The organism is Candidatus Pelagibacter sp. Uisw_121, assembly GCF_047722545.1.
Lineage (GTDB): Bacteria > Pseudomonadota > Alphaproteobacteria > Pelagibacterales > Pelagibacteraceae > Pelagibacter.
In genome coordinates, this window is record NZ_CP159816.1 from 1,088,460 (window position 1) to 1,114,536 (window position 26,077).

Here is a 26,077-nt window from a genome sequence, read left to right on the forward strand (position 1 = left end):
TTTTACAATTTTGATTGGTTATAGTAATCTGATGAAAAAAAAGTATAGGACATAGTTACATCTTTAATATTTTTAGTGTTGGGATCATTTACCATTTCTGGATCCAAATAAAAAGTCATAATATAAGTAGCTTTTTCACCTGCTTTTAAAGCCTGCTTTTCAAAACAAAAACACCCTAATTTACTATAATATTTACCAAACGATGAAGGTGATACATTGAAAGCAGCAACTCCATAAGTAGTTTCATTCCCATAATTTTCTACTTCAAATTCGATTCGATTCACCTGACCAATCTTAACATCCATAACATTTGTTTTTGCTTTAAAGTTCCAAGGAAGTGTATTTACATTTGTATCAAAACGAACACTAACTTTTTGATCTAAAACTATTAGTGGTGCTTCTTTTGATATTTGAGTTGTTCCACCAAATCCTGTAACTCTGCAAAATATGTCATATAAAGGTACTGCAGCAAATGAGAGTCCTAGCATAAGAAAAAAGATTCCAGCTAAAAGAATTGGAGTTAAGGTTTTATTTTTCACTATATTGATCTATCGAAAACACCCGTATTATAGAGAGTAAAAAAAAACAGAAATACCATAAATCCTAATATTGCTACTGCTGTTAAAATATTTTTTCTCTTAGTTTTTTTATCTGGTATCATCATAATATCTTATCTATCAAAAAAATAACGAATATCAAAAATAAATATAAAATTGAATATCCAAATATTGTTTTTGCCTTCTTGGGGTTAAATTTATTTTTTTTATACATATAAAGCTCAAAACATAAAAAGTTATAATATAATGTAAGCATCAAAGCTGGTACTAAAAATACTAGTCCAACAAAATCTATTGCATAAGGTAAAATAATCGTTGGCAACATTAACAATGAATAAACTAAAATATTTATTTTAGTACTCTCTATCCCATTAGTTAATGGAAGCATTGGAATTTTTGCCTTCTTGTAGTCATCTGATTTATAGAGGCTTAACGCCCAAAAGTGGGATGGCGTCCAAAAAAATATAATAAGAAAAAAAGTTATCGGCTCTAGAGACAGTGAGTTAGTCGCAATAGTCCATCCAATTACTGGCGGTAATGCTCCTGCTGCTCCTCCAATTACGATATTTTGTGGTGTTTTTCTCTTCAACCAAATTGTGTAAATAAACACATAAAATAAAATTGTAAATAATAATAACGCTGCTGAAATTGTGTTTGCATAATAATCTAATGCAATTACTGAAAAAAATGAAAGTGATGTTCCAAAAATTAGAGCTTGGTTTTTATTAACCTTTCCCATTGGAATTGGTCTTAAGCAAGTTCTGGTCATTAATGCATCAAGATCAGATTCGTACCACATATTTAGAGCACCAGCAGCTCCTGCTCCGATTGAAACTAAAAGAATTGCAATCATTGCATCTTTTGTTGAAACTACAGTAGGTGCCATTAAAAGTCCTACGGCACACGTAAAGATTACCAAAGACATTACTCTTGGCTTCATTAGTTTAAATAATTCAGAAAAATTAAACACATTCTCCTGACTTAAGTTTCTATTTTTTAATTTAGAGTTAATCATTAATATTTAATATAGAAAAAGCTAAAACTTTACTAACTAGAAACTTTTTCAACACCATCTGGATCTTCAAATTTTGGTAATTCTTCAAAAGTATGAAAATTTGGTGGTGATGGTACAGTCCATTCTAAAGTCGTAGCACCTTCACCCCAAGGGTTTTGAGCTGCAGCTTTTTTCTTAGAAAAAGAATAAATTAAGTTAACAAAAAATACTAATAAACCACCAACTGCTATGTATGAACCAACTGATGAAACGTAATTCCATCCCGCAAATGCATCTGGGTAATCAGCATATCTTCTTGGCATTCCCGCTAAACCTAAAAAATGTTGAGGGAAAAATACCAGGTTAACTCCAATAAATGTTAACCAAAAATGCATTTTTCCTAAAGTTTCAGAATATTCGTAACCGGACATTTTACCAAACCAGTAGTAAAATCCAGCAAAGATTGCGAATACTGCTCCTAAAGATAATACATAATGAAAGTGAGCAACCACATAATAAGTATCATGCATTGCAGTATCAACACCTGCATTTGCAAGCACAACGCCTGTTACTCCACCAACTGTAAATAAAAATATAAAGCCTAATGCCCATAGCATTGGAGTTTTAAATGAAATTGATCCACCCCACATTGTTGCAATCCATGAAAATATTTTAATACCTGTTGGTACTGCAATAATCATTGTTGCTGCTATAAAATATGCTTTAGTATCAGTGCTTAAACCAACGGTATACATGTGGTGAGCCCAAACAACAAAACCTACAACACCAATTGAAACCATTGCATAAGCCATTCCCAAATATCCAAATACTGGTTTTTTAGAAAATGTTGAAACAATATGACTGATCATTCCAAAGCCAGGAAGTATCAAAATATAAACTTCTGGATGACCAAAGAACCAAAATAAATGCTGGTACAAAACAGGATCTCCACCTGTTTGAGCATCAAAAAATGCTGTTCCAAAATTTCTATCCGTTAAAAGCATTGTAATTGCACCAGCTAAAACTGGTAGTGATAATAACAATAAAAATGCTGTAACTAGAACAGACCAAGCAAACAAAGGCATTTTGTGCAAAGTCATACCTGGCGTTCTCATATTCAAAATTGTTGTAATAAAGTTAACTGCTCCTAAAATTGAAGAAGCTCCAGCTAAGTGTAAACTTAAAATAGCAAAATCCATAGCAGGTCCTGGTTGTCCAGCTTTAGAAGACAAAGGTGGATATAAAGTCCATCCTCCACCAACACCTTGTTGACCTGGAGGGCCATCTACAAAAATTGAAAGTAATAATAAAATAAATGAAGCTGGTAATAACCAAAATGAAATATTATTCATTCTTGGAAAAGCCATATCAGGTGCACCAATCATGATGGGTACAAACCAATTACCAAATCCACCAATCATTGCAGGCATCACCATAAAGAAAATCATTATTAATCCATGACCAGTAACCAACACATTATATAAGTGATAATTTCCACCTAAAATTCCATCACCAGGGTGCATTAATTCAATTCTCATTAATACTGAAAAAGCTGTTCCAATAATTCCTGCAAAAATTGCAAAAATTAAATACATTGTTCCAATATCTTTATGGTTAGTTGAGTAAGCCCAACGTTTCCAACCAGTTGGTGTGTGATGATCGTCTTGTGATGCTGTTTGTGTATACATTTTTATTTACTCGCTAGTTTTTTATATTCATTTTCTGTAATTGGCTCATTTGCAAATTTCATTTTAGCTTCTGTTAACCATTGTGCATATTCTTCGTCTGTCACAACTCTTACTGTGATCGGCATAAAAGCATGTTGTATTCCACATAACTCAGAGCATTGACCATAATATGTTCCTACTTTTTCAGCTTTAAACCAAGTTTCATTTATTCTTCCTGGAACGGCATCTCTTTTAACTCCAAAAGATGGTAATGCCCAAGCATGCAATACATCATTAGCTGTGATCAAAACTTTAACCACTTTATTAACTGGAACAACAATTTCATTATCAACAGTTAGTAATCTTGGTTGATTTTCTTTTAATTCATCTTCTTTGATCATGTACGATTCAAAAATAATATTTTCATCAGGATATTCGTATCCCCAGTACCACTGATAACCAACAGCTTTAATTGTTACATCGACTTTTGGAATCGTATCTTGCTTGTATAAAAGTTTAAATGATGGAACTGCCATTACGATTAAAATTAAACATGGAACTAATGTCCACAAAACTTCTACTGCAACATTATGAGTAGTTTTTGATGGATTAGGATTTTTTGATTCTCTAAATCTTATACAAGTATAAATCATAAGAAATAAAACAAAAACAGTGATAGCAATAATTATTGGAAGTAGAATATTGTTGTGAAAACTAACAATTTCACTCATTCCTTGAGATGCAGAATCTTGGAAGCCCAACTGCCAATTTTTAGGTTGATTAGCCCATGCATGAGTTGATAAAATTGTAGCTAGAACTGTAAATAAAATTTTTTTCATTTGTTACACACTATATAAAGTGTCTTTTTAAAAATTACACTTTTGTTTTAGCGACAAAATATCAATTTATAAAGTAATTTACAATTGATAGTGCTGAAATTACTGCAGTTTCAGACCTTAATATGTTTTCATTTATCTTAATTGGCTGAACATCCATAAATCTAAGAATCTCCTCCCTTTCTTCCTCTGAAAAATCACCTTCTGGACCAATAATTACGCAAGTTGGATTGCTAGTTAATTTTGCCAAATTTAATTTTTTATTTTGAGAATTTAAATCAGTAAATATTAAGTCCATCTTTTCATTATTTAAAAAACTTTTTAATGATTGAGGGTCTTCAATAGATGGAACATTAATACGATTAGATTGCTCAGCAGCTTCTATAATTACTTTTTCTAATCTATCTTTGTTTATTTTTCTAACAATTGTTCTGTCAAATATTATTGGTAAAAATTTTGTAACACCAAGCTCTGTTGCTTTTTGAATCATAAAATTAAAGTAGTTAGATTTGATAGGTGAAAAAGCTAACCACAATTCTTTTACATTTTTTTTTTGTCTTAATTGTTTTTTAATATTAAATTCAACTATACTTTTTGAAATAGTTAAAATTTTTGCTTCCCACTCTCCACTGCTATTAAATAAAGAAAAAACCTCACCCACTTTAACCCTCATCACTTTATTTACATAGTGAGATTGTGATTTATCAAGCTTAGCTGTTAAATTAAGTGATAAACTTTCTTTAAAAAATAATCTAATATTACTCATTAATGTTAAGTTAATTTATGAAAAATATTAAAGCAATAATTTTTGATGCATATGGCACTTTATTTGATGTCAATTCTGCTGCAGAAAAATGTAAAGATAAAATTGGCGATAAGTGGGAAGGTTTTGCAAATTACTGGCGAACTACTCAACTTGAATACACTTGGCTTAGAAGTCTAATGAATAGACATAAAGACTTTTGGCAGGTGACAGAAGATAGTTTAGATAAATCAATGAAAGCATTTGAAATAGATGCTTCTATGAAGAATGAATTATTAAATCTTTATAAGGTACTCTCACCTTTTCCTGAAGTACCTGAGGTTTTAAAAAAATTAAAAGGAAAAAATTATAAATTAGGCATTCTTTCTAATGGTACACCTTCTCTTCTTAATGAGTTGGTTAAGAGTAATAATTTAGATAATATATTTGATGATATTTTTTCAATTGAAGAAGTTGGAATTTATAAACCAGATTCGAAAGTTTATGACTTACCAATTAAAAAATATAAAATACAAAAAGAAGAAGCTGCATTCTTAAGTGCAAATACTTGGGATGTATCTGGTGGTGGAAATTATGGCTACAGTTCTATTTGGGTGAACAGAAATAATAATATTTTTGATAACCTTGATTACAAACCTAAAGATGAAGTTAAAAACTTAAAACAGCTGCTTGATATTATCTAATTCTATTTTCTTCAAAATTCTTATTTAGCTTTACTGAAATAGTTCGAGTATTTCTTTTATTCCACTCTGAAAAAGATCTTAAGATAGGCATAACCGAAAAGCCAAATTCAGTGAGTGAATACTCAACTTTTGGGGGCATTATTCGAATAACATTTCTATTAATCATTCCATCTCCCTCTAACTCCTTAAGCTGCTTGGATAACATTTGTTGTGTAATGGTTTTCAATCCTTTTTTAAGTTCACCGAATCTAATTTTTTTACTTTGCAGCAAACTAAACAAAATTCTAATTTTCCATTTACCTCCAAGAAAGTAAACGGCTCTTTCAGCTGGACAATCTATTAAGTTTTTCATGGTATGTTTTTATATACTAGTATGATTATTTTGCGTTATTGCATTATTCATAACAAGGCACTATGTACAAGTCAAACAAATTGAAAGGGTAAATATGAATAATGGAGAAAGAGCAGGTGAAAGTGCAATCGCTGTTGAAGTTGAAAAAGATAAATCTTATTATTGGTGTTCATGTGGAAAAAGTACAAAGCAGCCTTTTTGTGATGGATCACATAAAGGTACAGATTTTACACCTCTGGCATACAAGGCTGAAGAAACTAAAAAAATGTTTTTTTGTGCTTGTAAACAAACTAACAATCAACCATTTTGTGATGGATCACATAATAAAAAATAAAGGATAAAATGCAAAATTTAAATAATAAAGTTAATAATTTTTTTTCTAACATAGATGGATTAGCCTCTTTATTTTTTACATTTGGAATAGGGATAGCTTTTACAATTCATGGCTTAGGTAAATTTCCTTTACCTCCTCAAGGATTAATTGATTATTTTAACTTATCACCTGTACTAGCATCAACTGTTGCTATATCTGAGTTATTGACTGGATTGGCATTGATAATAGGTGGTTTTATTAAAAATCCTTTTGGAAATATACTCACAAGACTATCAGGACTAAACATAACTATCTTAATGATAACTATACTGATCTTTGCTCACAAAGACTGGTTCTTCACAACAAAACTATTTACCAGTGAACAAATATTTCTTTTAATTGGTGGAGTTTATTTTTTAATTAAAGGTAATCGAACATAAATATGAGCCAAATCGAAGTAGAAAAAATAATAGAACCAGTTGCAGCATCAGATGGTGCTGGTGTTAAATTAAAAAGAAGTATTGGCACTCACCTTATTGATTACCACGATCCTTTTTTAATGTTGGATGAATTTGGTTCTGAAAATAAAGATGATTACATTGGTGGTTTCCCTCCTCACCCTCACAGAGGAATTGAAACAGTAACTTATATGTTAAGTGGTGAATTTGAACATGAGGATAGCACTGGTGCTAAAGGTAGAATGTCTTCAGGAGATGTTCAGTGGATGAAAACTGGTGGTGGAATAATTCATTCAGAAATGCCTGCAATGACCGAAGGCAAGCTGCATGGGTTTCAATTGTGGGTAAATATGCCAGCAAAATTAAAAATGAACAAACCTGAATATATTTATATTGATGCAGATAAAATGAGCACTCATAAAGATAATGAAAAAACAGTTAAAGTAATTGCAGGAAAGTTTGAAAATGCAGAAGGACCTGTTAAGGGCCATAACGTTGAACCTGTTTACTTTGATGTGGAGATTGAAGAAGGTAAAGAGTTTAATTTTGTTCTTCCCTCAACACATAATTCTTTAATTTACTTAATTGATGGAGAAATCAAGGTTGGAGATCAAAACCATGACCAAGCTAAAAACTCTACTTTAATTATTCTAACTAGAGGTGAAAAATTAAAAGTATCTAGCTTAACTAAAGCCAAGTTTTTATTAATATCTGGAAAGCCTATTGGTGAGCCTATTGCTAGAGGGGGTCCATTTGTAATGAATACTAAAGCTGAGATCTTGCAAGCAGTGCAAGATTATCATAATGGTACATTTGTAAAATAATGAAAACAATTAAAATAGAAAAATTTGGTGGTCCCGAAACTTTAGAAGTTAAAGATATTGAAATCGGTAAACCAGGTCCAAAAGAAGTTCTTATAAAAAATCTATCAATTGGTCTTAACTATATTGATATTTATCACCGAACAGGCTTGTACCCTATTCCTCTTCCAAGCGGAATTGGCCTAGAGGCATGTGGAATAATTGAAGAAGTTGGTTCTGAAGTTGATCTGTTTAAAGTTGGAGATAGAGTTGCTCACTCTTCAATGCCCATTGGAAGTTATTCAGAAAAACAATTATTTCCTCAAGAAAAATTAGTTTTAGTTCCAGAGGGTATCTCAGATGAAATCGCATCATGCATTATGCTTAAAGGAATTACTTCAGAATATTTATTACACAGAGCTTACCCAATTAAAAGAGGTGACAAAGTTTTATACCACGCAGCCGCTGGTGGTGTTGGCCAAATATTATGTCAGTGGGCTAATGCATTAGGAGCTGAAGTAATTGGAACTGTTGGCTCTAAAGAAAAAGAGGCTATTGCTAAAAAAAATGGCTGTCATCATGTAATAAATTATACAGATACAAACTTTGTTGAAGAGGTAGAAAAAATTGTAGGTAAAAATGGAGTTGATGTTGTCTATGATGGTGTTGGTATTAAGACATTTGATGGATCGATTGAAACACTAAAAGTTAGAGGCATGATGGTAGCTTTTGGAAATGCCTCAGGTTACGTTGATACTATAGATGTTAAAAAACATATTAATGCAAAAGGATTATTTTTTACTCGTCCTTCTATTGCACATTACACAATGACAAGAGAAGAATTAGTTGAGTCTGCTAAAAAAGTTTTTGATGCAATTTTATCTGGAAAATTTAAAGTTGAAATTTCAAAAAAATATTCACTTGATGATGCTAAAAAAGCCCATGAAGAGTTAGAAGCAAGACTATTAACTGGCCCTGCAGTTATTATTCCTAATTAATCTAAATCTACATCCATATCAGACATATGCAATTTTAATGCATTTGTCGATACTTGAATTTCTCTCATAAAAACAATAATTGAAATCATCATCGATAAACAACAAGATCCAAAGATTATTCTTGCAGCAAAAATTTCATTTAAATAAAGGGCAAACACAGTCAGCATATTAAATAAGAAACCAAATGCAGCAAACATAATAGTCCACTTTAAAAGAACAATTCTTCCATTTAAATTTATAAACTGTTTTTTCCACTCTGGTGGAATATGACTTTCATATACGTGCTCATCATGAAGTTGTCTAATAAGCTTACTTAGTGAGTGAAATCTGTTGCTATATACGCTCATCAATAAAGGAATGGCCGGAAACATCAATGCCGTAACAGTGTAATCTATATTCATACGAATCAGTTTGATTATGAAACTAGCCTTTGTTATTTACAAGTAAATTATTATGAAACAATTAAACCTCTTTATCGAGCTAACAAGACTAAAAAGACCTATTGGCTATATGTTATTATTTTGGCCCTGTGCGTGGGGGCTAACTCTTGCTTATGATTTTTCAAAAAACTTAAGTAATTATTTTTTTTACTTGTCATTGTTTTTTTTAGGATCAGTTCTAATGCGTTCTGCTGGATGCATTGTAAATGATATTTCTGATAAAGAGTTTGATAAAAAAGTTTCTAGAACAAAAAATAGACCTATTGCGTCCAATCAAGTTTCAATAAAATTAGGAATATTTTATACTTTGATTTTATGCCTACTTGCATTTTTGGTATTAATTAACTTTAACAACTTAACAATCTTACTTGCCTTGGGATCTATGCCTCTAGCATTCACATATCCTTTAATGAAACGATTTACTTATTGGCCTCAATTATTTTTAGGAATAACATTTAATTATGGTTTAGTTCTAGGATGGACAGCAATACAGGGTGAAATAAATGCCATTGCTATTATCTTTTATCTTGGAGCCATATTTTGGACACTAGGATACGACACAATTTATGGATTTCAAGATATTAAAGATGACGAAATTATAGGTGTAAAATCAACTTCAATAAAATTCAAAAATAAACCAAAAAACTTTGTATCTATATGTTATGTTTTTCTAATTTTCTCTATTTTAATTGTGGGCTATATGATGAATTCTAATTACTTTTTTTATGCAAGCTTGTTGATAACAATTGCTCACTTATTTTTTTACCAAATTAAATCTATTAACGCAAAAAACCCATCTATGTGCTTAGAAGTTTTTAAAAGTAATAATTTAGTTGGTCTTCTCATTTTTTGTAATATTTTAATTGGAAAATTTTAATGAATAATTCAGAGATTTATAAAAGACTTTATAAAGATTACTCAAAAAAATATATTAATAAAATATTAATATCGGTTTTTTTTGGAGTCCTTGTTGCAGTAAGCACTTCTGCAATAGCTTGGCTTTTAGATCCTGCTATAAAAAAAATATTTGTTGAAAAAGACCAGTCTTTAATAGTTATAATTCCTTCATTGATAATTGTGGCATTTGCAATTAAAGGTTTTGCCCTCTATTTCGCAAAAGTGATCATGATTAGAGTTGCGGAGGAGATTAAAAAAATCCTCCAGTCACAAATGGTAAAATCTCTAATTAAAGCAGATACTCAATTAATTGATCAAAAACATTCTGGAAAATTCATTTCAAATCTTACTTATGATGTAAATCATATAACTAATATGCTCAGTACAGCAATTTTAAACATTTTCAAAGATAGCTTAACTCTGCTTGGGTTATTATTTGTAATGTTTTATCAAAATTGGAAATTATCATTGATTGCAATAATCATGATACCTGTAGCCGGTATAGCGTCAAAAACTCTTGGTAAAAGACTGGGGAAGGTTGTTACAGAGGCACAAGAAAAATCTGGTTTTTTAAATACACATTTAATCGAATTATTTAAAAACCACAAACTAATCAAAATATTTCAAAGAGAAGATTATGAAAGTAAAAGAACAGATAATCATCTAAATCAATTAAAAGATAAAAATATTAAGATTAACACTATATTTGTAAGGCTGTCACCAATCATGGAAACCTTAACTGGAATAATGATTGCAATTTTAATATTCTATTCTGGAAAACTGGCGCTTGAGGGTGAGATTGAAATAGGAAATTTTTTCTCGTTTCTTGCTGCAATGATGCTTGCATACCAGCCTGTAAGATCACTATCAACAATCAATATGGTATTAAATCAAGGTTTATCAGCAGCCAATAGAATTCTACCTATTATTGATCATAAAAATACAATTATAGATCGCGACGATTCTAAAGACATAAATATCACTGATGCATCCATTAAATTTAATAAATTAAACTTTAAATATAATTCTAATGAAGAAAACGTCTTAAAGAATATTAATATTAATATAGCTGGTGGTAAAATGACATCTTTGGTTGGACACAGTGGTTCTGGAAAATCAACAATTTTAAACTTAATACCTAGATTTTATGATGCACAATCTGGGGATATCCTGATTGATAATCAATCTATATATAAAGTCAAAATACAATCTTTAAGAGATAAGATCTCACTTGTAAGTCAAGATACAACTTTGTTTGACGATACTATAAAAAATAACATTAAATATGCAAAAGATGATGTTTCTGATGAAGAAGTAATTTCAGCAGCAAAATTTTCTTATGCAAGTGAGTTTATAGAACAATTGCCCAACAAGTATGAAACCATAATAGGTGAAAATGGAATTAGACTATCTGGTGGAGAAAAACAAAGACTATCAATTGCAAGAGCTATGATCAAAAAAAGTCCAATAATTCTTTTAGATGAAGCAACATCATCATTGGATTCTGAAACTGAAAGTAAAATTCAAGATGCGTTAAAAATATTAACCAAAGATAGGACAACTATTGTAATAGCCCATAGACTATCAACAATTTTAAGCTCTGATCAAATTTATATTATTGACTCTGGAAATGTTGTTGCAAACGGTAAACATGATGAATTATTAAATAATTCAGAACTTTATAAAAGGTTCTACGAGAAACAAATTCGTAAAGAATAATGTTTTTTTTATATCAAATAATAATAACCATAACTTTAATATTCTCTCCATTAATTATATTTTTTAGAATTTTAAAAAAAAAAGAAGATAAAAAAAGATATAAAGAAAAATTTTGTTTTCCATCAAAAAAACGTATTAGCGGTAATTTAATTTGGTTTCATGGATCAAGTGTAGGTGAACTTTTAAGTATTTTGCCTCTTGTTCAAGAGCTCGAAAAAAATAAATCTATAAACCAAATTTTAATAACTACTTCAACTTTGAGTTCTGCTCAAATATTTAAAAAATTTAACTTAAAAAAAACTGTTCATCAATTTTTTCCTATAGACTCAGTATTTTTTTCTTATAAATTTTTGAATTACTGGAAGCCAACTATTGCAATATTTGTTGAGTCTGAGATTTGGCCTAGTATCTTTAAGATTCTTAATAAAAAAAAAATTCCATTAAAACTTCTTAATGCAAGAATTACAAAAAAAACTTTTAATAAATGGAGACATGTAAAAAAATTTTCAAACTCAGTTTTTCAGAATATTTCAATTGCCTACCCTCAAAATGAAGAAACAATTATTTATCTTAAAAAATTAAATGTCTCAAAAATTAAAAAAATAGGAAACCTTAAGTTTTTTAATAATCAACAATCTAAATTTACTAAACTAGACAAAACTTTTTTAGAAAATATAAATCTTAAAAAAATTTGGTGTGCCTCAAGTACACACCCAGGTGAAGAGATAATTTGTGCAAATACCCATGTAAAGCTAAAGAAAAAATATAAAAATTTATTAACAATAATAATACCAAGACATATTCATCGTGTTAGTAAAATAGTTGATGAAATTAAAAGTTTAAATTTAAATATAGTTTTGCATAGCTCAAGACCAAAAAAATTAAATAATACAGATATTTATTTGGTGGACACTTATGGTGAGACGAAGAAATTTTATCAATCTTCTAATATAGTTTTTATGGGTAAATCAATTTCAGGGAAAGGTGGTCAAAACCCTCTTGAACCTACCAACTTAGGCTCTACTGTTTTGTACGGACCAAACGTAGACAACTTTAAAGATACTTATAAATTACTCAATAAACTAAAGGTTGCTTACAAAGTTAATGGAGTAAAAAGCTTAACTCACTCAATAGACAAATTAATTATGAATCCCAATAACAAAAAAAACTATTTAAAAATTGCAAAAATAGGAAAAAAAATACTAAATGAAACTAAAGATGAGATAAATAGTTTATTTAATAATGAAATTAAAAAAACCTAAATTCTGGGATCACAAAAAACCGACCTTTCTTTCATATCTACTATTACCTTTTTCAATAATTTTAGGTTTAATCACTAAAATAAAATCAAAACCTAAATTTTCTAGTTCAAAAATCAAAACAATTTGTGTTGGAAACATCTATATTGGAGGAACTGGCAAAACATCACTAACAATCAAGATAAAAGAAATTTTAGATAAAAATAATATCAAAGCTTGTTTTGTTAAAAAATTTTATCCCAACCAAACTGATGAGCAAAAACTACTTAGAAAAAATGGAACCTTATTTAGTAATTTAAAAAGAATTACTGCACTTAATGAAGCAATTGCAAAAGGTTTTGAAGTTGCTATTTTCGATGATGGACTTCAAGATAGCTCCATCAAATACGACTTAGAAATTGTTTGTTTTAATAATCTAAATTGGATTGGAAATGGACTTACATTGCCATCAGGACCTTTAAGAGAAAATATTAATAATCTAAAATCTTATGAAAACGTTTTTTTAAATGGAAATGAAGAAAGTCTAATTGTCATTAAAGAGCAGATTAAAAAAATTAATCCAAATATTAATATTAATTCTGGAATATACACACCGCTAAACATAAGTGAATTTGACGAAAATCAAAGTTACTTAGTTTTTTCTGGTATTGGTAATCATAAAACTTTTATAGAAATGTTGAAAAATAATAAATTAAAAATTGTAAGTAATTTAGAATATCCAGATCATTACCAATATTCAAAAAAAGATTTTGATGAAATAATAATTAACGCAAAAAAATACAATGCCCATATTATAACCACGGAAAAAGATTACTTAAGGCTAGAAAACTTTAACAGAAATGAAATTTTATATGTTAAATCAAGTCTTGATATATCAGATGAGGAAAGTCTCACAAACAAACTAATTAAATTAAATGAAAAAAATTAAATATTTTTTTGAGTTTTTAATCATATCCTTTCTTTTTATTATTTATAAATTTTTAGGATTAAAAATTTCATCTTATATCAGTGGAAAATTATTTGAAACTTTTGGTCCAATTTTTAGATCAAAAAAACTTATTAAAACGAATATTCAAAGAGCTATTCCTGAAATTAATTCATCGAAAATTAAGATCATCACAAAAGATATGTGGAATAATTATGGAAGAACATTGTCTGAATATATGTTCATTAAAAGTTTTAGAAATGATCAATTTAAATCAAATATTAACACAGAGGGTAAGGAAGTTCTTGAAAAAATAAAATTTGAAAAAAATCCAGTAATTTTTATCTCTGGCCATTTCAGCAATTTTGAATTAATGGCAATGGAAATTGAAAAATCTGGTGTAAATCTTTCAGCAATATATCGACCATTAAATAATATTTTCTTAAACGTATTAATGGAAAGAATTAGGACAAAATATATTTGCAGAAATCAAATTAAAAAAGGAACTAGTGGAGTTAGAGAATTATTAAGATTATTTAAAAAAGGCTACTCTATAGCCTTAATGATAGATCAGAGAGTTTCACAAGGGATAAAATCTAAATTCTTTGATGAAGAAGCATTCACCACAACTATCCCTGCTCAATTTATAAAAAAATTTAATTGTAAAGTGGTACCAATTTCTATTGAGAGGCATAATGATGTAAACTTTAATATTAAAATTGAAAAACCTATGGAGTTTTCAAAGAACTCCTCAACTGAAAAAATTACTAGAGAACTTAACTTTTGGTTGGAGAAAGCAATTCTAAAAAATCCAGGTCAGTGGATATGGTCTCATGATAGATGGAAGTAAGAATTTAGTTAGTTTCTTTTTTTTTATGAGCTTCTACATATGAAAAATATGGTTCTTGAAGTTCAACATTCCAATAATTAAGACTTTCTAAACTAATTAATTTCCCTGATACAACACAAATAACATGATCACCATTTTCGATAATTTCAAAGTTATTTGGTAAATATTTTAATTTTGCTAATTTTTTATTCATTTTTAGTTTATATACATCTATATGAAAGTTGGAATAATTGGAAGTGGTGGAAGAGAGCATGCTCTATGTTTATCAATCAAAAAATCACCTAGAGTTAATAAGATATACTGCTTTCCTGGTAATGCTGGAACCTCAGATATAGCGGAAAATATTGAAATTGATTTTTCAGACTTAAATAGAATTAAAGAATTTTCAATCAAAAATAAAATTAGTTTATTAATAGTTGGACCAGAAAAACCATTAGTTGATGGAATAGTGGATTTCTTTAAGAATACAGAAATAAATATTTTTGGCCCTGATAAAATTTCTTCTCAATTGGAAGGCTCAAAAATATTTACAAAAAAAATATGCGAAAAGCACAATATACCAACAGCTAAGTTTGGTATTTTTGAAAATGCTAATGGTGCAATATCTTTTCTGGACAAAACCCAGTTTCCACTTGTTGTTAAAGCTGATGGTCTTGCATCTGGGAAAGGTGTTTATATTTGTGAAAATAAGGATGATGCAAATTTAGCAATAAAAGAGGTTTTTGATGGAAAGTTTGGATTAGCAAAAAATATTTTAATTGAAGAGTTTCTTGTTGGTGAAGAGATGAGCTATTTTATTATAACCAATGGTAAAGAAATTAAAAATTTTGAAACAGCACAAGATCATAAAAGAGTCTTAGAGAATGATAAGGGGAGCAATACAGGGGGTATGGGTGCTTATTCTCCTTCACGATTAATAAACAAAAAACTTGAACAGAAAATATTAACAAAAATAATAAAACCAACAATTAAAGCTCTAGAAGAGATGGGTTCTAATTATAGAGGTTTTTTATATGCTGGACTAATGATTGTCAATGAAGAGCCATTTTTAATAGAATATAATGTAAGAATGGGAGATCCAGAGTGCCAAACTATTTTACCAAAATTAAAAACAGATTTATTAGAAATTATAGAGGCATGTTGTGATGGAAATTTAAAAAATTTAAAAATAGAATGGTTTAACCAAAAAAGTTTATGCGTAGTGCTTTGCTCGAAAGGTTATCCCGATAAATATAATAAAGATATATTGATTGAAAATTTAGACAAACTTAATTTAGATGAAGGTGATTTCTTGTATCACGCTGGAACTAAAAAGAATAATAATAAAATATATTCAAATGGAGGCAGAGTTATTAACTTTGTAAGTTTATCCTCTAGTTTTAAGGAGAGTAGAAGTAAAATATTTAATCATATTGATAGGCTTAATTGGGGTGGTGGATTTTTTAGAAAAGATATTGGACACAAGGTGATTAATGAATGAGGATAATTTCAGGTGATCTCAAAGGTAAAAAAATTCTTCTCCCTTCAGACAGGTTAACAAGACCCCTTAAAGACTTAACTAAAGAATCAATTTTTAACATAATTAACCATTCAAAGTTACTTGATGTAAAAGTTGAGAAAGCTAACGTGCTTGATTTATTTTCTGGTGTCGGTTCATTTGGTCTTGAATGTCTATCTAGACGGGCTCTATTTGTTACATTTATAGAAAACTACAAAGATGCATTAACTATTCTCAAAAAAAATATAAACAATATGAGCCAACAAAATTTCTCAAAAATCATAGAAAGGGATATTTTTTTAGAAAATACACTTAAATTATTGAATGGTAGATTTGATATTATTTTTATGGATCCTCCTTATAAAGAAAAAAAAGTGTTAAATATCTTAAATACAATCATTAAATTAAATTTATTAAAAGAAAATGGCGTTATAATAATTCATAGACATAGAAAAGAAGAAAATATATTTCCTGAAAAATTTAAAACAATAATAAACAAAAATTACGGAATTTCAAAAATTATTTTTGGTAATAATTTAGCTTAATATTTTTTTTGTTTCTTTCTTAATCAATTCAACTGAAGGCTGGTCAAAAGGATTAACATTTAAAGATCTTCCTAATAAAATAGTTTCCAAGATAAAAAAACAGAAAAGTTCACCTAGTGATTTTTCATCTCGCTTTAAAACACTAAAGCTTCTAAAGGGAATTTTTTTTGATATAAAAACTTTTTCAGTAGCAAGCATTTGGGATTGTTTAATTTTTTGTATTGATTGATTTTTTAAATATTTGTGACTTAATAAAATATTATTATTTTGCATTTTTGTGTCTCTATTATCTAGAGTGTTAAAGAATGTATAAAAACTTTTCTTTGGACCATCTAAATAGAGTTGCATCAAACTGTGATTGTCTTTTGGCATTGATGATATAACTGGTAGAAGTCCTTTTGATTTTTTACCTAGACTTTCAGCTACTAACTGTTGATACCATTTAAATAGGTTTTCTGATTGCTCATCATAGTTCAAAATTATAGATGTAAACTTACCATTATTAATAAAATTTAAAGTTGCCGTTACATTATCAACAAGATTATTTACAAAGTTTTTATTCTTAATAAGGTTGTTAAATTGTTTAAATTTATTTTCATTCAAATTCATCAATTCTGTAGGCAGCATTCCTACTTCAGATAATACAGAATATCTTCCACCTACATAATTCTTGTGTTCAAAAATTTCAGCTTTAAGTTGACTAGCTAGATTAGTTAGATAACTCTCTTTATTTTCTGTAATTACAATATTATGGTCTTTTTTTTTTGATTAATGTATTTGAGTTTACTATTGTTTCTAGAGTATTTCCAGATTTAGATATAATCAAATTTAAATTAACATTTTTATTTTGAAAATAATCTCCACTATTATTTAAATTATTTACAAACTTAAAATTTTTTTTAATTTTTTTTTTTAAAAAATCGTGAATTGCTTCTGCTCCAAGTGCAGACCCTCCCATTCCAATTATTCTTATATTGAAAAATTTTCTATATTTGGAAAGTATTTTTTTAGAATAGCTGTATTTATAATTTGGTTTTAGTGTTTCAAATAATAAAGGTTGGTCTTTTAATAAATTTTCAAAAAGTTTTTTAACTTTTTTAATTTTTTTAACTTTTTTAAAATTTTTAAAATTAATATTCTTAGTGAGCATTAATTGTTTTTAATATTTTTTAATACGAAATCCTCTGCTGTTTTATTTTTTGTAATTATGCCACTAACAGTTTCATTTTTAATGTTTAACATTTTTTGGATGTCAGTCTCTTGTCCTGACAGTATAATATTTTCATCATCATCTTTATCTTTTGGTTGAGGTAACTCTAAAAATTTCGGCGGTAAAACTAGTGGACTTTTTTTTTGCACTAAAAATTCATCACTATTTTCAGATTTATTTCCACTAAGCCCATCTTTAATTGACTGACAAGAAAGTCCAGTTAACGCTATTACTAAAATTAAAATTATATTATTTATTTTCATTTACTAAGTATTTATCAAAAATTAATTCTACCAAAATAAGGCAAATCACTCCAAAAGAAATGAAAATATCTGCTACATTAAAGATAAACCAGTGAAAATTATTTACATGTAAATCAATGAAATCTGGTACAGCAGTATAATACAACCTGTCAAATAAGTTGCCTATAGCGCCAGCAAAAATAAAAGAGAGAAAATAAACCCTTATATCCTTTGTTTTTATAATCATGAACAAAACAGCCAAGGAAATCATTGCAATAATTCCTGTAATAAAATTGTATACTTCCTTTTGCTCAAAATTCAGTAATCCAAATGCAATTCCCTTATTCCAAACTAAATATATATTTAAAAATGATGTTACAAAAATATCAACATGATTGTGTATTTCAACTAAACTTAATACGTATAACTTTGTGAGTCTATCCAGTAAAACAATAGCAACAATTACTAAACTACAGAAAATTATTTTTTTTTTTTTCTTAATTTGCATTACTTTCTAATTTGGATGTCTTTCGCATCCATCTTTGTTAATTTTCCAACAAACAGGGCATTTTTCTCCCTCTGCTTTTTTTGTTTGTACTGTAGTTTCATTACTCGTAGTTTCAATAATTTCTGCTGCAGATGTTATGCAAAGCTCAGCCATATCAGTATTTTTTATTAATTCTATTAAATTTTTATTTAAGCTTATTATAAGATTTGCTTCTAGACTTGAGCCTATTTCTTTACTTGCTCTTTTTGCTTCAATACTAACGTTGCAAATATCTCTTATCTTTTTTAACTCTTTCCATTTTTTATTTAATTGTTCATTTTGAAATGATTTTGGAAATTCCATAAATTCTTCTAAATGAATACTTTTGTTATCTTTATTTATTAAAGTAAAAATTTCCTCTGTTGTAAATGACAATATTGGTGCAAACCATTTGATAAGAGATTCAAGAATTATATTTAAGACAATAATACAATTTTTTCTTCTCTCTGCGCTTTTACTATCACAGTATAAAGCATCTTTTCTAATATCAAAATAAAACGCAGATAGGTCTACAGTGCAAAAGTTTAACAATTCCTTATAAAGATTATGAAAATCATATGATTTAAAATAGTTTTTAAAATTTTTATTTAATTCAAAAATTCTATGAAGCATATATTGCTCTAACTCTGGTAATTGATTTAAATCCAATTTTTTTATATCTACTTTTTTAAAATCATCATTTAAATTTCCTAGTAAATATCTAAATGTATTTCTAATTTTTCTATAAGAGTCTGCGTGTTGTTCTAAAATAGAATAATCAATTCTTAAATCCTCAGCATAATTAGATGATGCAACCCATATTCTTAAAATATCTGCACCATATTTTTTTAAAATATCCTCAGGTGCAATTACGTTTCCTACAGATTTTGACATTTTGAGACCTTTACCATCCACAACAAATCCATGTGATAATATCGATTCATAAGGCGCTCTACCTCTTGTTCCACAAGATTCTAAAAGTGATGAATGGAACCAACCTCTATGCTGGTCAGAACCCTCTAAATACATTGATGCTGGCCATTGAAGATCTTCTCTTTTTTCCAGAACAAATGCATGTGTGCACCCACTATCAAACCAAACTTCAACAATATCACTTATTTTTTCATAATCTTCTGCTTTATATTTATTCCCTAAAAATCTTTGAGGACTATCAGAAAACCAACAATCAGAACCTTCTTTTTCATAAATACTTGCAATATTCTCATTAACATTATCATCTACTAAAATTTCTTTAGTCGTTTTATGAACAAATATTGGAAGCGGAACTCCCCAAACTCTTTGTCTTGAAACACACCAGTCTGGTCTTGTTTCAATCATTGCTTTTATTCTTTCTCTGCCTTTGTCCGGATAAAATTTAGTGTCATCAAGAGCCTTTAACGCTTTTTTTCTCAAGCCATGGCTTTCCATTGAAATAAACCATTGTGGAGTTGCTCTATGAACAAGGGGTGCTTTTGATCTCCATGAATGCGGATATGAATGAATTAGCTCTCCATTAGATAATAACTTTTTTTGTTCTTTTAATTTTTCAATAACAATCGGATTAGCTTTGAAAATATGAGTTCCCTCAAATAAAGGAAGGTTTTTAGTATATTTACCATCACCATCTACAGTCTCTATAGCTTTTATCCCGTGTTTTAAACAAAGGTTAAAATCATCAGGACCATGACTGGGTGCACAATGAACAATACCCGTTCCCTGTTCTGTTGTAACAAATCTTGCTTCAAGCATTGGTATGTCGTAATCATAACCAAGCTCTAAAAAAGGGTGACTGCAAATTGTATCTTTAAAATCCTTACCCTTAAATTTTTTTATTTCTTTGTAACTTTTGATTTCACAATCTTTGATAACAGATTCTAGTAGAGCTTCTGCAACAACTATTTTTTTATTCTTAAAATCTCCTTCATCACTTAATTCAATTATTAAATAATCTAAGGCCTCATTATAAGCCAGTGCTTTATTTGCAGGTATAGTCCATGGAGTAGTTGTCCATATAATGACTTCTGTATTTTCTAATTCTTTTATATTTGTTTTTTTAACTGGGAAGGCTGTGTAAATTGTATCTGATTTATGATCTTGATACTCAACTTCAGCATCTGCTAAAGCAGTTTTTTCTACAGTTGACCAAAGTACAGGTTTAAACCCTCTATAAAGACTTCCTTCTTTTAAAAATTTTCCTAATTCTCTTACAATTTGGGCTTCTGCTTCAAAGCTCATTGTTGCGTAATGATTATCCCAATCTCCAACAACACCTAATCTTTTAAATTGTGTTTTGTGAACTTCAATCCATTTTTCAGCAAATTCTCTACACTCTTTTCTAAATTCTGTTATTGGAACTTCATTTTTATTTTTTTTGTTTTTTTTATATTGCTCTTCGATTTTCCACTCAATAGGTAAACCATGACAATCCCACCCTGGGACATATACAGAATCTTTACCATCCATCTGATGGAATTTTACTATTATGTCTTTCAAAATCTTATTTAAAGCAGTCCCCATATGAATATTACCATTCGCATATGGTGGGCCATCGTGAAGTATGAACTTCTCTTTACCCTTATTGGATTTTCTCAGCTCTTTATAAAGATCAATTTTTTTCCAATATTCTAAAATTTCAGGTTCTTTATTCTGTAAATTTGCTTTCATGGAGAAAGCTGTTTTAGGTAAATTTATATTTTCTTTGCTCATGTTAACTTTTTTTAGCAACTTTTAAGTCACTTTGAATTTGCTTTTTTAATTGTTCAACGTTTTTGAATTTTTTCTCTTTTCTTATAAATTTTGTGAACTCTACTGATAAATACTTATTATAAAGATTTCCAGAAAAATTAAAAATATGCACTTCTAATAAAATTTTTTTTTGATTAAAAGTTGGTCTATAACCAAGATTAGCAATCCCTTTTAGTGATTTATTTGAGTTTTTTTGTTTTACTTTAACAGCATACACTCCTGGCATCGCAATCACATAATCCTTAATATCAATATTACAGGTTGGAAAACCAATTTTTTTTCCTTGTTGCCTTCCTTTTTGAACAATTCCTTCAATTGACCAATTTCGACTTAATAACTTATTAGTTTTTTTTAATTGTCCTTTTTCTAGAAGAGAGCGAATATACGTTGAAGAAATAATTTTTTTATTTAAGATTAGTGGTTGTGGTTTTACTATTTTATAATGATATTTTTCTTCATCTTTTATTAACTGCCTAACATCTCCCTCCCTTTTATTGCCAAATCTAAAGTTATTACTAACAAATATGTATTGAGCTTCTAATTTTTTTGATAAAATTTCTTTAATAAAAAAATCAGATTTAATTGCAGAAAATTTTTTATCAAATTTTTTAGTAATTATAAAATCAACCCCTAAGTGATCTAAAATTATTTTTTTTTTGATTTGCATTTGAAATTCTAAAATTTTTAAAGTTTTTATTAAAAAACATTTTAGGCATTGGCTCAAATGTTAAAACACCAATCTTTAAATTAAATTTTTTTTTGTAAGTATTTGCTAGCTTAAATAATTTTTGATGACCTAAATGAACACCGTCAAAATTTCCAATTAAGATAATTGATTTTTTATGATTTTTTGAAATATTAAAATCTTTATACAGCTTCATCTTCTACCACTTCAATTCTGTTTGAATAAAATTTACAACAACTTCATATTTCTTTGAAATTACATCTATACCTTCTTTTTTAATTTCATCTCTATGAACTCCATTTGATATAATTAAAGCATCATAATTTAAAAAATTGGCTCCTTTAATATCTGTATTTAAATTATCACCAATAGATAAAACTCTTTTTCCTTCATTATTAATTGCTTGATTATAAACTTCAGGAAATGGTTTTCCAAAATAAATAACTTCTCCTCCCATTTTTTCAAACACAAGTGCTACAGACCCTGCACATAATTCTCTTTTTTCACCTCTATCAACAATTAAATCTGGGTTAGTACATATCATTTTCTTATTAAGATGATCTTTGAATAATTCTTTGTAATAATTTAAATCCACACCTTGTTCTTCAAATAAACCTGTGCAGAGTAAATATGAACTTTCTTTAATGTCATTAGTCTTATTTTTTTTAAAATCTAAAAATAAATCAAAATCTCTTGGTGGACCCACATGATAAAACTTTTTTTCTAAAGAATTTTTTCTTAAATAATTCAGTGCTGCTTCTCCTGAAGAATAAACTTTTTCTCTAATTTCTTTATCCATTCCCATTTTTTCTAAAAAATTATTTACTGTTTTATTGGGTCTTGGTGCATTAGTTAAAAGAACATAGTCTTTGTTTATTTTAGTGATCTCTTCTAAGGCTTCAATTGCGTTTTTATGAAGAGTTATCCCATTATGAACCACACCCCATAAATCGATATAAAAAATATCATAATTCTCTACGATCGATCTTAATCCATCACTATCTAAATTTTTAGTCATTATGGGAGGTATAACTTATAAAAAACACAATTTCTCTGGTTTTTTACCCCACATATTTTTTTTAACATCTCTTGAAATAGTTCACCTAATAGCTATATGAGTCGCATAATAAAAGGAGAATTTATGAAATTTAAACCGTTACACGATAGAGTTTTAATAGAAGTTTTAGACAGTAGTGAAAAAACTGCTGGAGGAATAATTATCCCCGATACAGCTCAAGAAAAGCCTCAAGAAGGTAAAGTGATTGCTGTTGGTGGTGGTGCAAAAACTGAAGATGGAAAACTAATTCCAATGGATGTGAAAGTTGGAGATAAAGTTCTTTTTGGCAAATGGTCAGGAACTGAAATCAAAATAGACAGCAAAGAATACAGCATAATGAAAGAGTCCGACATTATGGGTATTTCAGGCAAATAATTTAATTTAAAGGAGAAAAATAAAATGGCTAAAATTATAAAATTCGACTCTGAAGCAAGAGCGGCAATGATAAGAGGTGTTGATATCCTTGCAAACACAGTAAAAGTTACACTTGGACCAAAAGGTAGAAATGTTGTGATCGATAAATCTTACGGTGCACCAAGAATTACTAAAGATGGTGTCTCTGTAGCTAAAGAAATAGATCTTGAAGATAAATTTGAAAACATGGGCGCTCAAATGGTTAAAGAAGTTGCTAGCAAAACAAATGAGGAAGCTGGTGATGGAACAACTACAGCAACTATTTTAGCACAAGCAATTATTAAAGAAGGTGTAAAATATGTTACTGCAGGCATGAATCCTATGGATGTTAAAAGAGGAATAGATGCTGCTGTAGATCATGTTAAAGCAAGCTTAATTGCTTCAGCAAAAAAAGTTAAAGACACTGATGAAATTTCTCAAGTTGGAACTATTTCAGCTAATGGTGATAAAGAAATTGGCAACATGATTGCAAAAGCAATGCAAAAAGTTGGTAATGAAGGTGTAATCACTGTTGAAGAAGCTAAAGGAGTTGAAACTGAGTTAGACGTTGTTGAAGGTATGCAGTTTGATAGAGGTTATCTATCACCTTACTTTATCACTAACGCTGAAAAAATGACTACTGAGTTAGAAAACCCTTACATTTTATTGCATGAAAAGAAGTTAACTAACTTACAACCAATGGTTCCCCTTTTAGAAGCAGTTGTGCAATCTGGAAGACCACTAATGATTATTTCTGAGGATGTTGAGGGCGAAGCTCTTGCAACTCTTGTAGTAAATAAACTTAGAGGTGGTTTAAAAGTTGTTGCAGTTAAAGCACCCGGTTTTGGTGATAGAAGAAAATCAATGCTTGATGATATTGCAATTTTAACAGGTGGTCAGGTTATTTCTGAAGATATCGGTGTTAAACTTGAAAATGTTAAACTTACTGATCTTGGTTCTTGTAAAAGAATAAAGGTTGATAAAGATAACACTACAATTATTAGCGGCAATGGTAAGAAATCTGAAATTGAAGCTAGATGTGGTCAAATTAAACAACAAGTAGGCGAAACAACTTCTGATTATGACAAAGAAAAACTTCAAGAAAGACTAGCTAAACTTGCTGGTGGAGTTGCTGTAATCAAAGTTGGTGGCGCAACTGAAGTAGAAGTTAAAGAAAGAAAAGATAGAGTTGAAGATGCTCTTAACGCAACTAGAGCTGCTGCTGAAGAAGGTATAGTAGTTGGTGGTGGTTGTGCTCTTTTATATGCTTCACAAAGTCTTGACACACTTAAAGTTAAAGGAGACGATCAAAAAGCTGGTGTTGCATTAGTTGCTAAAGCTTTACAATCTCCTATTAGACAAATAACTTTAAATGCTGGAGTTGATGGTTCAGTTGTAGTTGGAAAATTACTTGAGCAAAATAAAAAGAATATGGGTTACGATGCTCAGAACGAAGAGTACGTTGATATGTTTGCAAAAGGTATCATCGATCCTGTTAAAGTTGTAAGAACAGCTTTACAAGATGCTGCTTCGATTGCTGGATTACTTGTAACTACAGAAGCTATGATTGCTGACAAACCAGATGATAAAGACGCTGGCGCTGGCGGAATGCCCGGTGGAATGCCTGGTGGAATGGGTGGCATGGGTGGCATGGGTGGCATGGGCATGTAATACGGTTCCTCAACCTACACTTTAAAAAGTTTAGAAAACCCTCGTTGTTAAACACTTCGAGGGTTTTTTTATTTTAATTTTTAATTTTTTTCTTAACTATAATTTCTATTTTATCAAAATCAGAATTTAATATCGCATCTTCTAATTCTGCAGAAATTTTAAATCTTTTTTTACAATTACTATTTTTTCCAAATTTTTTAAATTTTTTACCTTTTTTTTTAAATGTGTTGTCTTTTAGAAACAAATAAACTTTATTTGCTTTTTTATCATATCTATCGTGACAATTGAAAGCATCATGTCCAATTGATATAAATTCATTTTTTAGAAAAATAACTGCAGTAAATTCTGAACTATCAGTTTTTTCAATATCAAATCCCTGCTCACAATTTTCTAAAATATTATTGTAAAAAACAAGTAAGCCATTTTCACCTTCAACACACTTATTTTGAGGTGAGAAAGAAAATTTACTATCTTTAATTATTGCATTTGAATTTCTAATTTCAAAAGCATTATCTGAACCTTTGCTAGCATTAACTGATGATATAATTAAATTTAAATTCCATTTAGCATATATTACATTTTGAAGACTGCATTCAAATTTTCCACCTTTAATTGTAGAGTTTTTTGAATAAAAGATATTTAAAACAGATTCCTTATCTCGGTTACCTTTTTGATACTTCTTTAATCCACAACCTTTTTTATCACTTTTAAATTCTTTACCAGTAAAATCTTCGCTTGCACTAACAGTAAAATTAACTTTATTTTCTGCGTTAGAATATGATGTAAAAACAAAAAACATCAAAACTAGAGATATATATAAAGATATTTTTTTCATTAAAATCATTTTAACTGCTCTCCTTAATGAAGTCATCTTTTGAGTTCCTTTTGAATTTAACTCTAATTTAGATGAACATAGATGAACAATTTTAAGAAAAGATAAGTAAATTAAGACTTACTGAACTAGTGAATGAGAATGTAAACCCGTTCACTTTAC

At 28.9% G+C, this 26,077-nt stretch carries 31 protein-coding genes; 14 read left to right on the forward strand and 17 right to left on the reverse strand.

Annotated features, from left to right (window positions below):
• Window positions 1-2: 2 nt before the first annotated feature.
• The 5 genes from ABXT52_RS05810 to ABXT52_RS05830 form a co-directional block, all read right to left on the reverse strand.
• The gene (locus ABXT52_RS05810) at window positions 3-539 is read right to left on the reverse strand and encodes a cytochrome c oxidase assembly protein (protein ID WP_415271616.1); all 537 of its coding nucleotides are present in this window, start codon (window positions 537-539) and stop codon (window positions 3-5) included.
• Window positions 540-660: 121 nt separating this feature from the next.
• Window positions 661-1,572 carry a heme o synthase gene (gene cyoE, locus ABXT52_RS05815; protein ID WP_415271617.1) on the reverse strand — a complete coding sequence of 304 codons (912 nt, stop codon included), beginning with the start codon at window positions 1,570-1,572 and terminating at the stop codon, window positions 661-663.
• A 32-nt stretch (window positions 1,573-1,604) separates the two neighbouring features.
• Window positions 1,605-3,239: a cytochrome c oxidase subunit I gene (ctaD, locus tag ABXT52_RS05820; RefSeq protein WP_415271618.1), complete on the reverse strand. Its 1,635-nt coding sequence runs from the start codon at window positions 3,237-3,239 to the stop codon at window positions 1,605-1,607.
• A gap of 2 nt (window positions 3,240-3,241) precedes the next feature.
• Entirely contained in the window at window positions 3,242-4,057 is an 816-nt protein-coding gene (gene coxB / locus ABXT52_RS05825) for a cytochrome c oxidase subunit II (RefSeq protein ID WP_415271619.1), read from the reverse strand.
• 61 nt (window positions 4,058-4,118) lie between these two features.
• Window positions 4,119-4,820 carry an RsmE family RNA methyltransferase gene (locus tag ABXT52_RS05830; protein WP_415271620.1) on the reverse strand — a complete coding sequence of 234 codons (702 nt, stop codon included), beginning with the start codon at window positions 4,818-4,820 and terminating at the stop codon, window positions 4,119-4,121.
• A 17-nt stretch (window positions 4,821-4,837) separates the two neighbouring features.
• Between ABXT52_RS05830 and ABXT52_RS05835 the strand changes: the two genes are divergently transcribed.
• The gene (locus tag ABXT52_RS05835) at window positions 4,838-5,500 is read left to right on the forward strand and encodes a haloacid dehalogenase type II (protein ID WP_415271621.1); all 663 of its coding nucleotides are present in this window, start codon (window positions 4,838-4,840) and stop codon (window positions 5,498-5,500) included.
• Here the strand turns inward: ABXT52_RS05835 and ABXT52_RS05840 are convergent.
• Window positions 5,493-5,852, reverse strand: a complete 360-nt coding sequence (locus ABXT52_RS05840) for a winged helix-turn-helix transcriptional regulator (RefSeq protein WP_415271622.1) — start codon at window positions 5,850-5,852, stop codon at window positions 5,493-5,495. The two genes, ABXT52_RS05835 and ABXT52_RS05840, sit on opposite strands and share 8 nt — an antisense overlap.
• Window positions 5,853-5,946: 94 nt before the next feature.
• On the opposite strand from ABXT52_RS05840, the gene ABXT52_RS05845 reads away from it, so the two are divergent.
• Genes ABXT52_RS05845 through ABXT52_RS05860 form a run of 4 tightly spaced genes read left to right on the forward strand, consistent with a single transcriptional unit; the run spans window position 5,947 to window position 8,421 of the window.
• Window positions 5,947-6,186 carry a CDGSH iron-sulfur domain-containing protein gene (locus ABXT52_RS05845; protein WP_415271623.1) on the forward strand — a complete coding sequence of 80 codons (240 nt, stop codon included), beginning with the start codon at window positions 5,947-5,949 and terminating at the stop codon, window positions 6,184-6,186.
• Between the two features lie 8 nt (window positions 6,187-6,194).
• Entirely contained in the window at window positions 6,195-6,605 is a 411-nt protein-coding gene (locus tag ABXT52_RS05850) for a DoxX family protein (RefSeq protein ID WP_415271624.1), read from the forward strand.
• A 2-nt stretch (window positions 6,606-6,607) separates the two neighbouring features.
• A complete protein-coding gene (locus ABXT52_RS05855) occupies window positions 6,608-7,447 on the forward strand; it encodes a pirin family protein (RefSeq protein WP_415271625.1) in 840 nt (279 codons plus the stop codon).
• Window positions 7,447-8,421, forward strand: a complete 975-nt coding sequence (locus ABXT52_RS05860) for a quinone oxidoreductase family protein (protein WP_415271626.1) — start codon at window positions 7,447-7,449, stop codon at window positions 8,419-8,421. Before ABXT52_RS05855 ends, ABXT52_RS05860 begins: the two co-directional genes overlap by 1 nt.
• Here the strand turns inward: ABXT52_RS05860 and ABXT52_RS05865 are convergent.
• Window positions 8,418-8,822, reverse strand: a complete 405-nt coding sequence (locus ABXT52_RS05865; RefSeq protein WP_415271627.1) for a DUF2721 domain-containing protein — start codon at window positions 8,820-8,822, stop codon at window positions 8,418-8,420. The two genes, ABXT52_RS05860 and ABXT52_RS05865, sit on opposite strands and share 4 nt — an antisense overlap.
• A 52-nt stretch (window positions 8,823-8,874) precedes the next feature.
• On the opposite strand from ABXT52_RS05865, the gene ubiA reads away from it, so the two are divergent.
• The 5 genes from ubiA to ABXT52_RS05890 are packed head-to-tail and all read left to right on the forward strand — an operon-like array spanning window position 8,875 to window position 14,511.
• The gene (ubiA, locus tag ABXT52_RS05870; protein ID WP_415271628.1) at window positions 8,875-9,738 is read left to right on the forward strand and encodes a 4-hydroxybenzoate octaprenyltransferase; all 864 of its coding nucleotides are present in this window, start codon (window positions 8,875-8,877) and stop codon (window positions 9,736-9,738) included.
• Window positions 9,738-11,477 carry an ABC transporter ATP-binding protein gene (locus tag ABXT52_RS05875; protein ID WP_415271629.1) on the forward strand — a complete coding sequence of 580 codons (1,740 nt, stop codon included), beginning with the start codon at window positions 9,738-9,740 and terminating at the stop codon, window positions 11,475-11,477. The genes ubiA and ABXT52_RS05875 overlap by 1 nt, the downstream gene beginning before the upstream one ends.
• Complete coding sequence (locus ABXT52_RS05880; protein ID WP_415271630.1) at window positions 11,477-12,739, forward strand: 3-deoxy-D-manno-octulosonic acid transferase; 1,263 nt, start codon at window positions 11,477-11,479, stop codon at window positions 12,737-12,739. The genes ABXT52_RS05875 and ABXT52_RS05880 overlap by 1 nt, the downstream gene beginning before the upstream one ends.
• On the forward strand, window positions 12,720-13,664 hold the full coding sequence (lpxK, locus tag ABXT52_RS05885; RefSeq protein ID WP_415271631.1) for a tetraacyldisaccharide 4'-kinase: 945 nt from the start codon (window positions 12,720-12,722) through the stop codon (window positions 13,662-13,664). Before ABXT52_RS05880 ends, lpxK begins: the two co-directional genes overlap by 20 nt.
• Window positions 13,651-14,511 carry a lysophospholipid acyltransferase family protein gene (locus ABXT52_RS05890; RefSeq protein WP_415271632.1) on the forward strand — a complete coding sequence of 287 codons (861 nt, stop codon included), beginning with the start codon at window positions 13,651-13,653 and terminating at the stop codon, window positions 14,509-14,511. The genes lpxK and ABXT52_RS05890 overlap by 14 nt, the downstream gene beginning before the upstream one ends.
• A gap of 4 nt (window positions 14,512-14,515) precedes the next feature.
• Here ABXT52_RS05890 and ABXT52_RS05895 read toward each other — a convergent pair whose 3' ends face one another.
• Window positions 14,516-14,704, reverse strand: coding sequence for a DUF2093 domain-containing protein (locus tag ABXT52_RS05895; RefSeq protein WP_415271633.1), 189 nt, complete (start codon window positions 14,702-14,704; stop codon window positions 14,516-14,518).
• A gap of 21 nt (window positions 14,705-14,725) precedes the next feature.
• Here ABXT52_RS05895 and purD point away from each other — a divergent pair, with 21 nt between their 5' ends.
• Both purD and rsmD read left to right on the forward strand, forming a co-directional pair.
• On the forward strand, window positions 14,726-15,991 hold the full coding sequence (gene purD, locus ABXT52_RS05900) for a phosphoribosylamine--glycine ligase (protein WP_415271634.1): 1,266 nt from the start codon (window positions 14,726-14,728) through the stop codon (window positions 15,989-15,991).
• A complete protein-coding gene (rsmD, locus tag ABXT52_RS05905; protein ID WP_415271635.1) occupies window positions 15,988-16,554 on the forward strand; it encodes a 16S rRNA (guanine(966)-N(2))-methyltransferase RsmD in 567 nt (188 codons plus the stop codon). The genes purD and rsmD overlap by 4 nt, the downstream gene beginning before the upstream one ends.
• On the opposite strand, the gene ABXT52_RS05910 is transcribed toward rsmD, so the two are convergent.
• From ABXT52_RS05910 to ABXT52_RS05945, 8 genes are read right to left on the reverse strand one after another with little or no spacing between them, the layout of a single operon-like run.
• Window positions 16,546-17,301, reverse strand: a complete 756-nt coding sequence (locus tag ABXT52_RS05910; protein ID WP_415272530.1) for a hypothetical protein — start codon at window positions 17,299-17,301, stop codon at window positions 16,546-16,548. The two genes, rsmD and ABXT52_RS05910, sit on opposite strands and share 9 nt — an antisense overlap.
• Window position 17,302: 1 nt before the next feature.
• Window positions 17,303-17,704 (reverse strand): hypothetical protein, encoded by a 402-nt coding sequence (locus ABXT52_RS05915; RefSeq protein ID WP_415271636.1) that lies wholly within the window; start codon window positions 17,702-17,704, stop codon window positions 17,303-17,305.
• Window positions 17,704-18,027 (reverse strand): hypothetical protein, encoded by a 324-nt coding sequence (locus ABXT52_RS05920; protein WP_415271637.1) that lies wholly within the window; start codon window positions 18,025-18,027, stop codon window positions 17,704-17,706. The genes ABXT52_RS05915 and ABXT52_RS05920 overlap by 1 nt, the downstream gene beginning before the upstream one ends.
• Window positions 18,014-18,514, reverse strand: coding sequence for a signal peptidase II (gene lspA, locus ABXT52_RS05925; RefSeq protein ID WP_415271638.1), 501 nt, complete (start codon window positions 18,512-18,514; stop codon window positions 18,014-18,016). Before lspA ends, ABXT52_RS05920 begins: the two co-directional genes overlap by 14 nt.
• A gap of 6 nt (window positions 18,515-18,520) precedes the next feature.
• Window positions 18,521-21,238, reverse strand: a complete 2,718-nt coding sequence (ileS, locus tag ABXT52_RS05930) for an isoleucine--tRNA ligase (RefSeq protein WP_415271639.1) — start codon at window positions 21,236-21,238, stop codon at window positions 18,521-18,523.
• Window position 21,239: 1 nt separating this feature from the next.
• Window positions 21,240-21,944 carry a riboflavin biosynthesis protein RibF gene (gene ribF, locus ABXT52_RS05935; protein ID WP_415271640.1) on the reverse strand — a complete coding sequence of 235 codons (705 nt, stop codon included), beginning with the start codon at window positions 21,942-21,944 and terminating at the stop codon, window positions 21,240-21,242.
• Window positions 21,901-22,158, reverse strand: a complete 258-nt coding sequence (locus ABXT52_RS05940) for a hypothetical protein (RefSeq protein WP_415271641.1) — start codon at window positions 22,156-22,158, stop codon at window positions 21,901-21,903. Before ABXT52_RS05940 ends, ribF begins: the two co-directional genes overlap by 44 nt.
• A 3-nt stretch (window positions 22,159-22,161) precedes the next feature.
• Window positions 22,162-22,980 carry a TIGR01459 family HAD-type hydrolase gene (locus tag ABXT52_RS05945; protein WP_415271642.1) on the reverse strand — a complete coding sequence of 273 codons (819 nt, stop codon included), beginning with the start codon at window positions 22,978-22,980 and terminating at the stop codon, window positions 22,162-22,164.
• Window positions 22,981-23,103: 123 nt separating this feature from the next.
• On the opposite strand from ABXT52_RS05945, the gene groES reads away from it, so the two are divergent.
• Complete coding sequence (groES, locus tag ABXT52_RS05950) at window positions 23,104-23,394, forward strand: co-chaperone GroES (protein ID WP_415271643.1); 291 nt, start codon at window positions 23,104-23,106, stop codon at window positions 23,392-23,394.
• 24 nt (window positions 23,395-23,418) lie between these two features.
• Window positions 23,419-25,083, forward strand: coding sequence for a chaperonin GroEL (groL, locus tag ABXT52_RS05955; protein ID WP_415271644.1), 1,665 nt, complete (start codon window positions 23,419-23,421; stop codon window positions 25,081-25,083).
• A gap of 73 nt (window positions 25,084-25,156) precedes the next feature.
• On the opposite strand, the gene ABXT52_RS05960 is transcribed toward groL, so the two are convergent.
• Window positions 25,157-25,954 carry a hypothetical protein gene (locus ABXT52_RS05960; RefSeq protein WP_415271645.1) on the reverse strand — a complete coding sequence of 266 codons (798 nt, stop codon included), beginning with the start codon at window positions 25,952-25,954 and terminating at the stop codon, window positions 25,157-25,159.
• Between the last annotated feature and the right edge of the window lie 123 nt (window positions 25,955-26,077).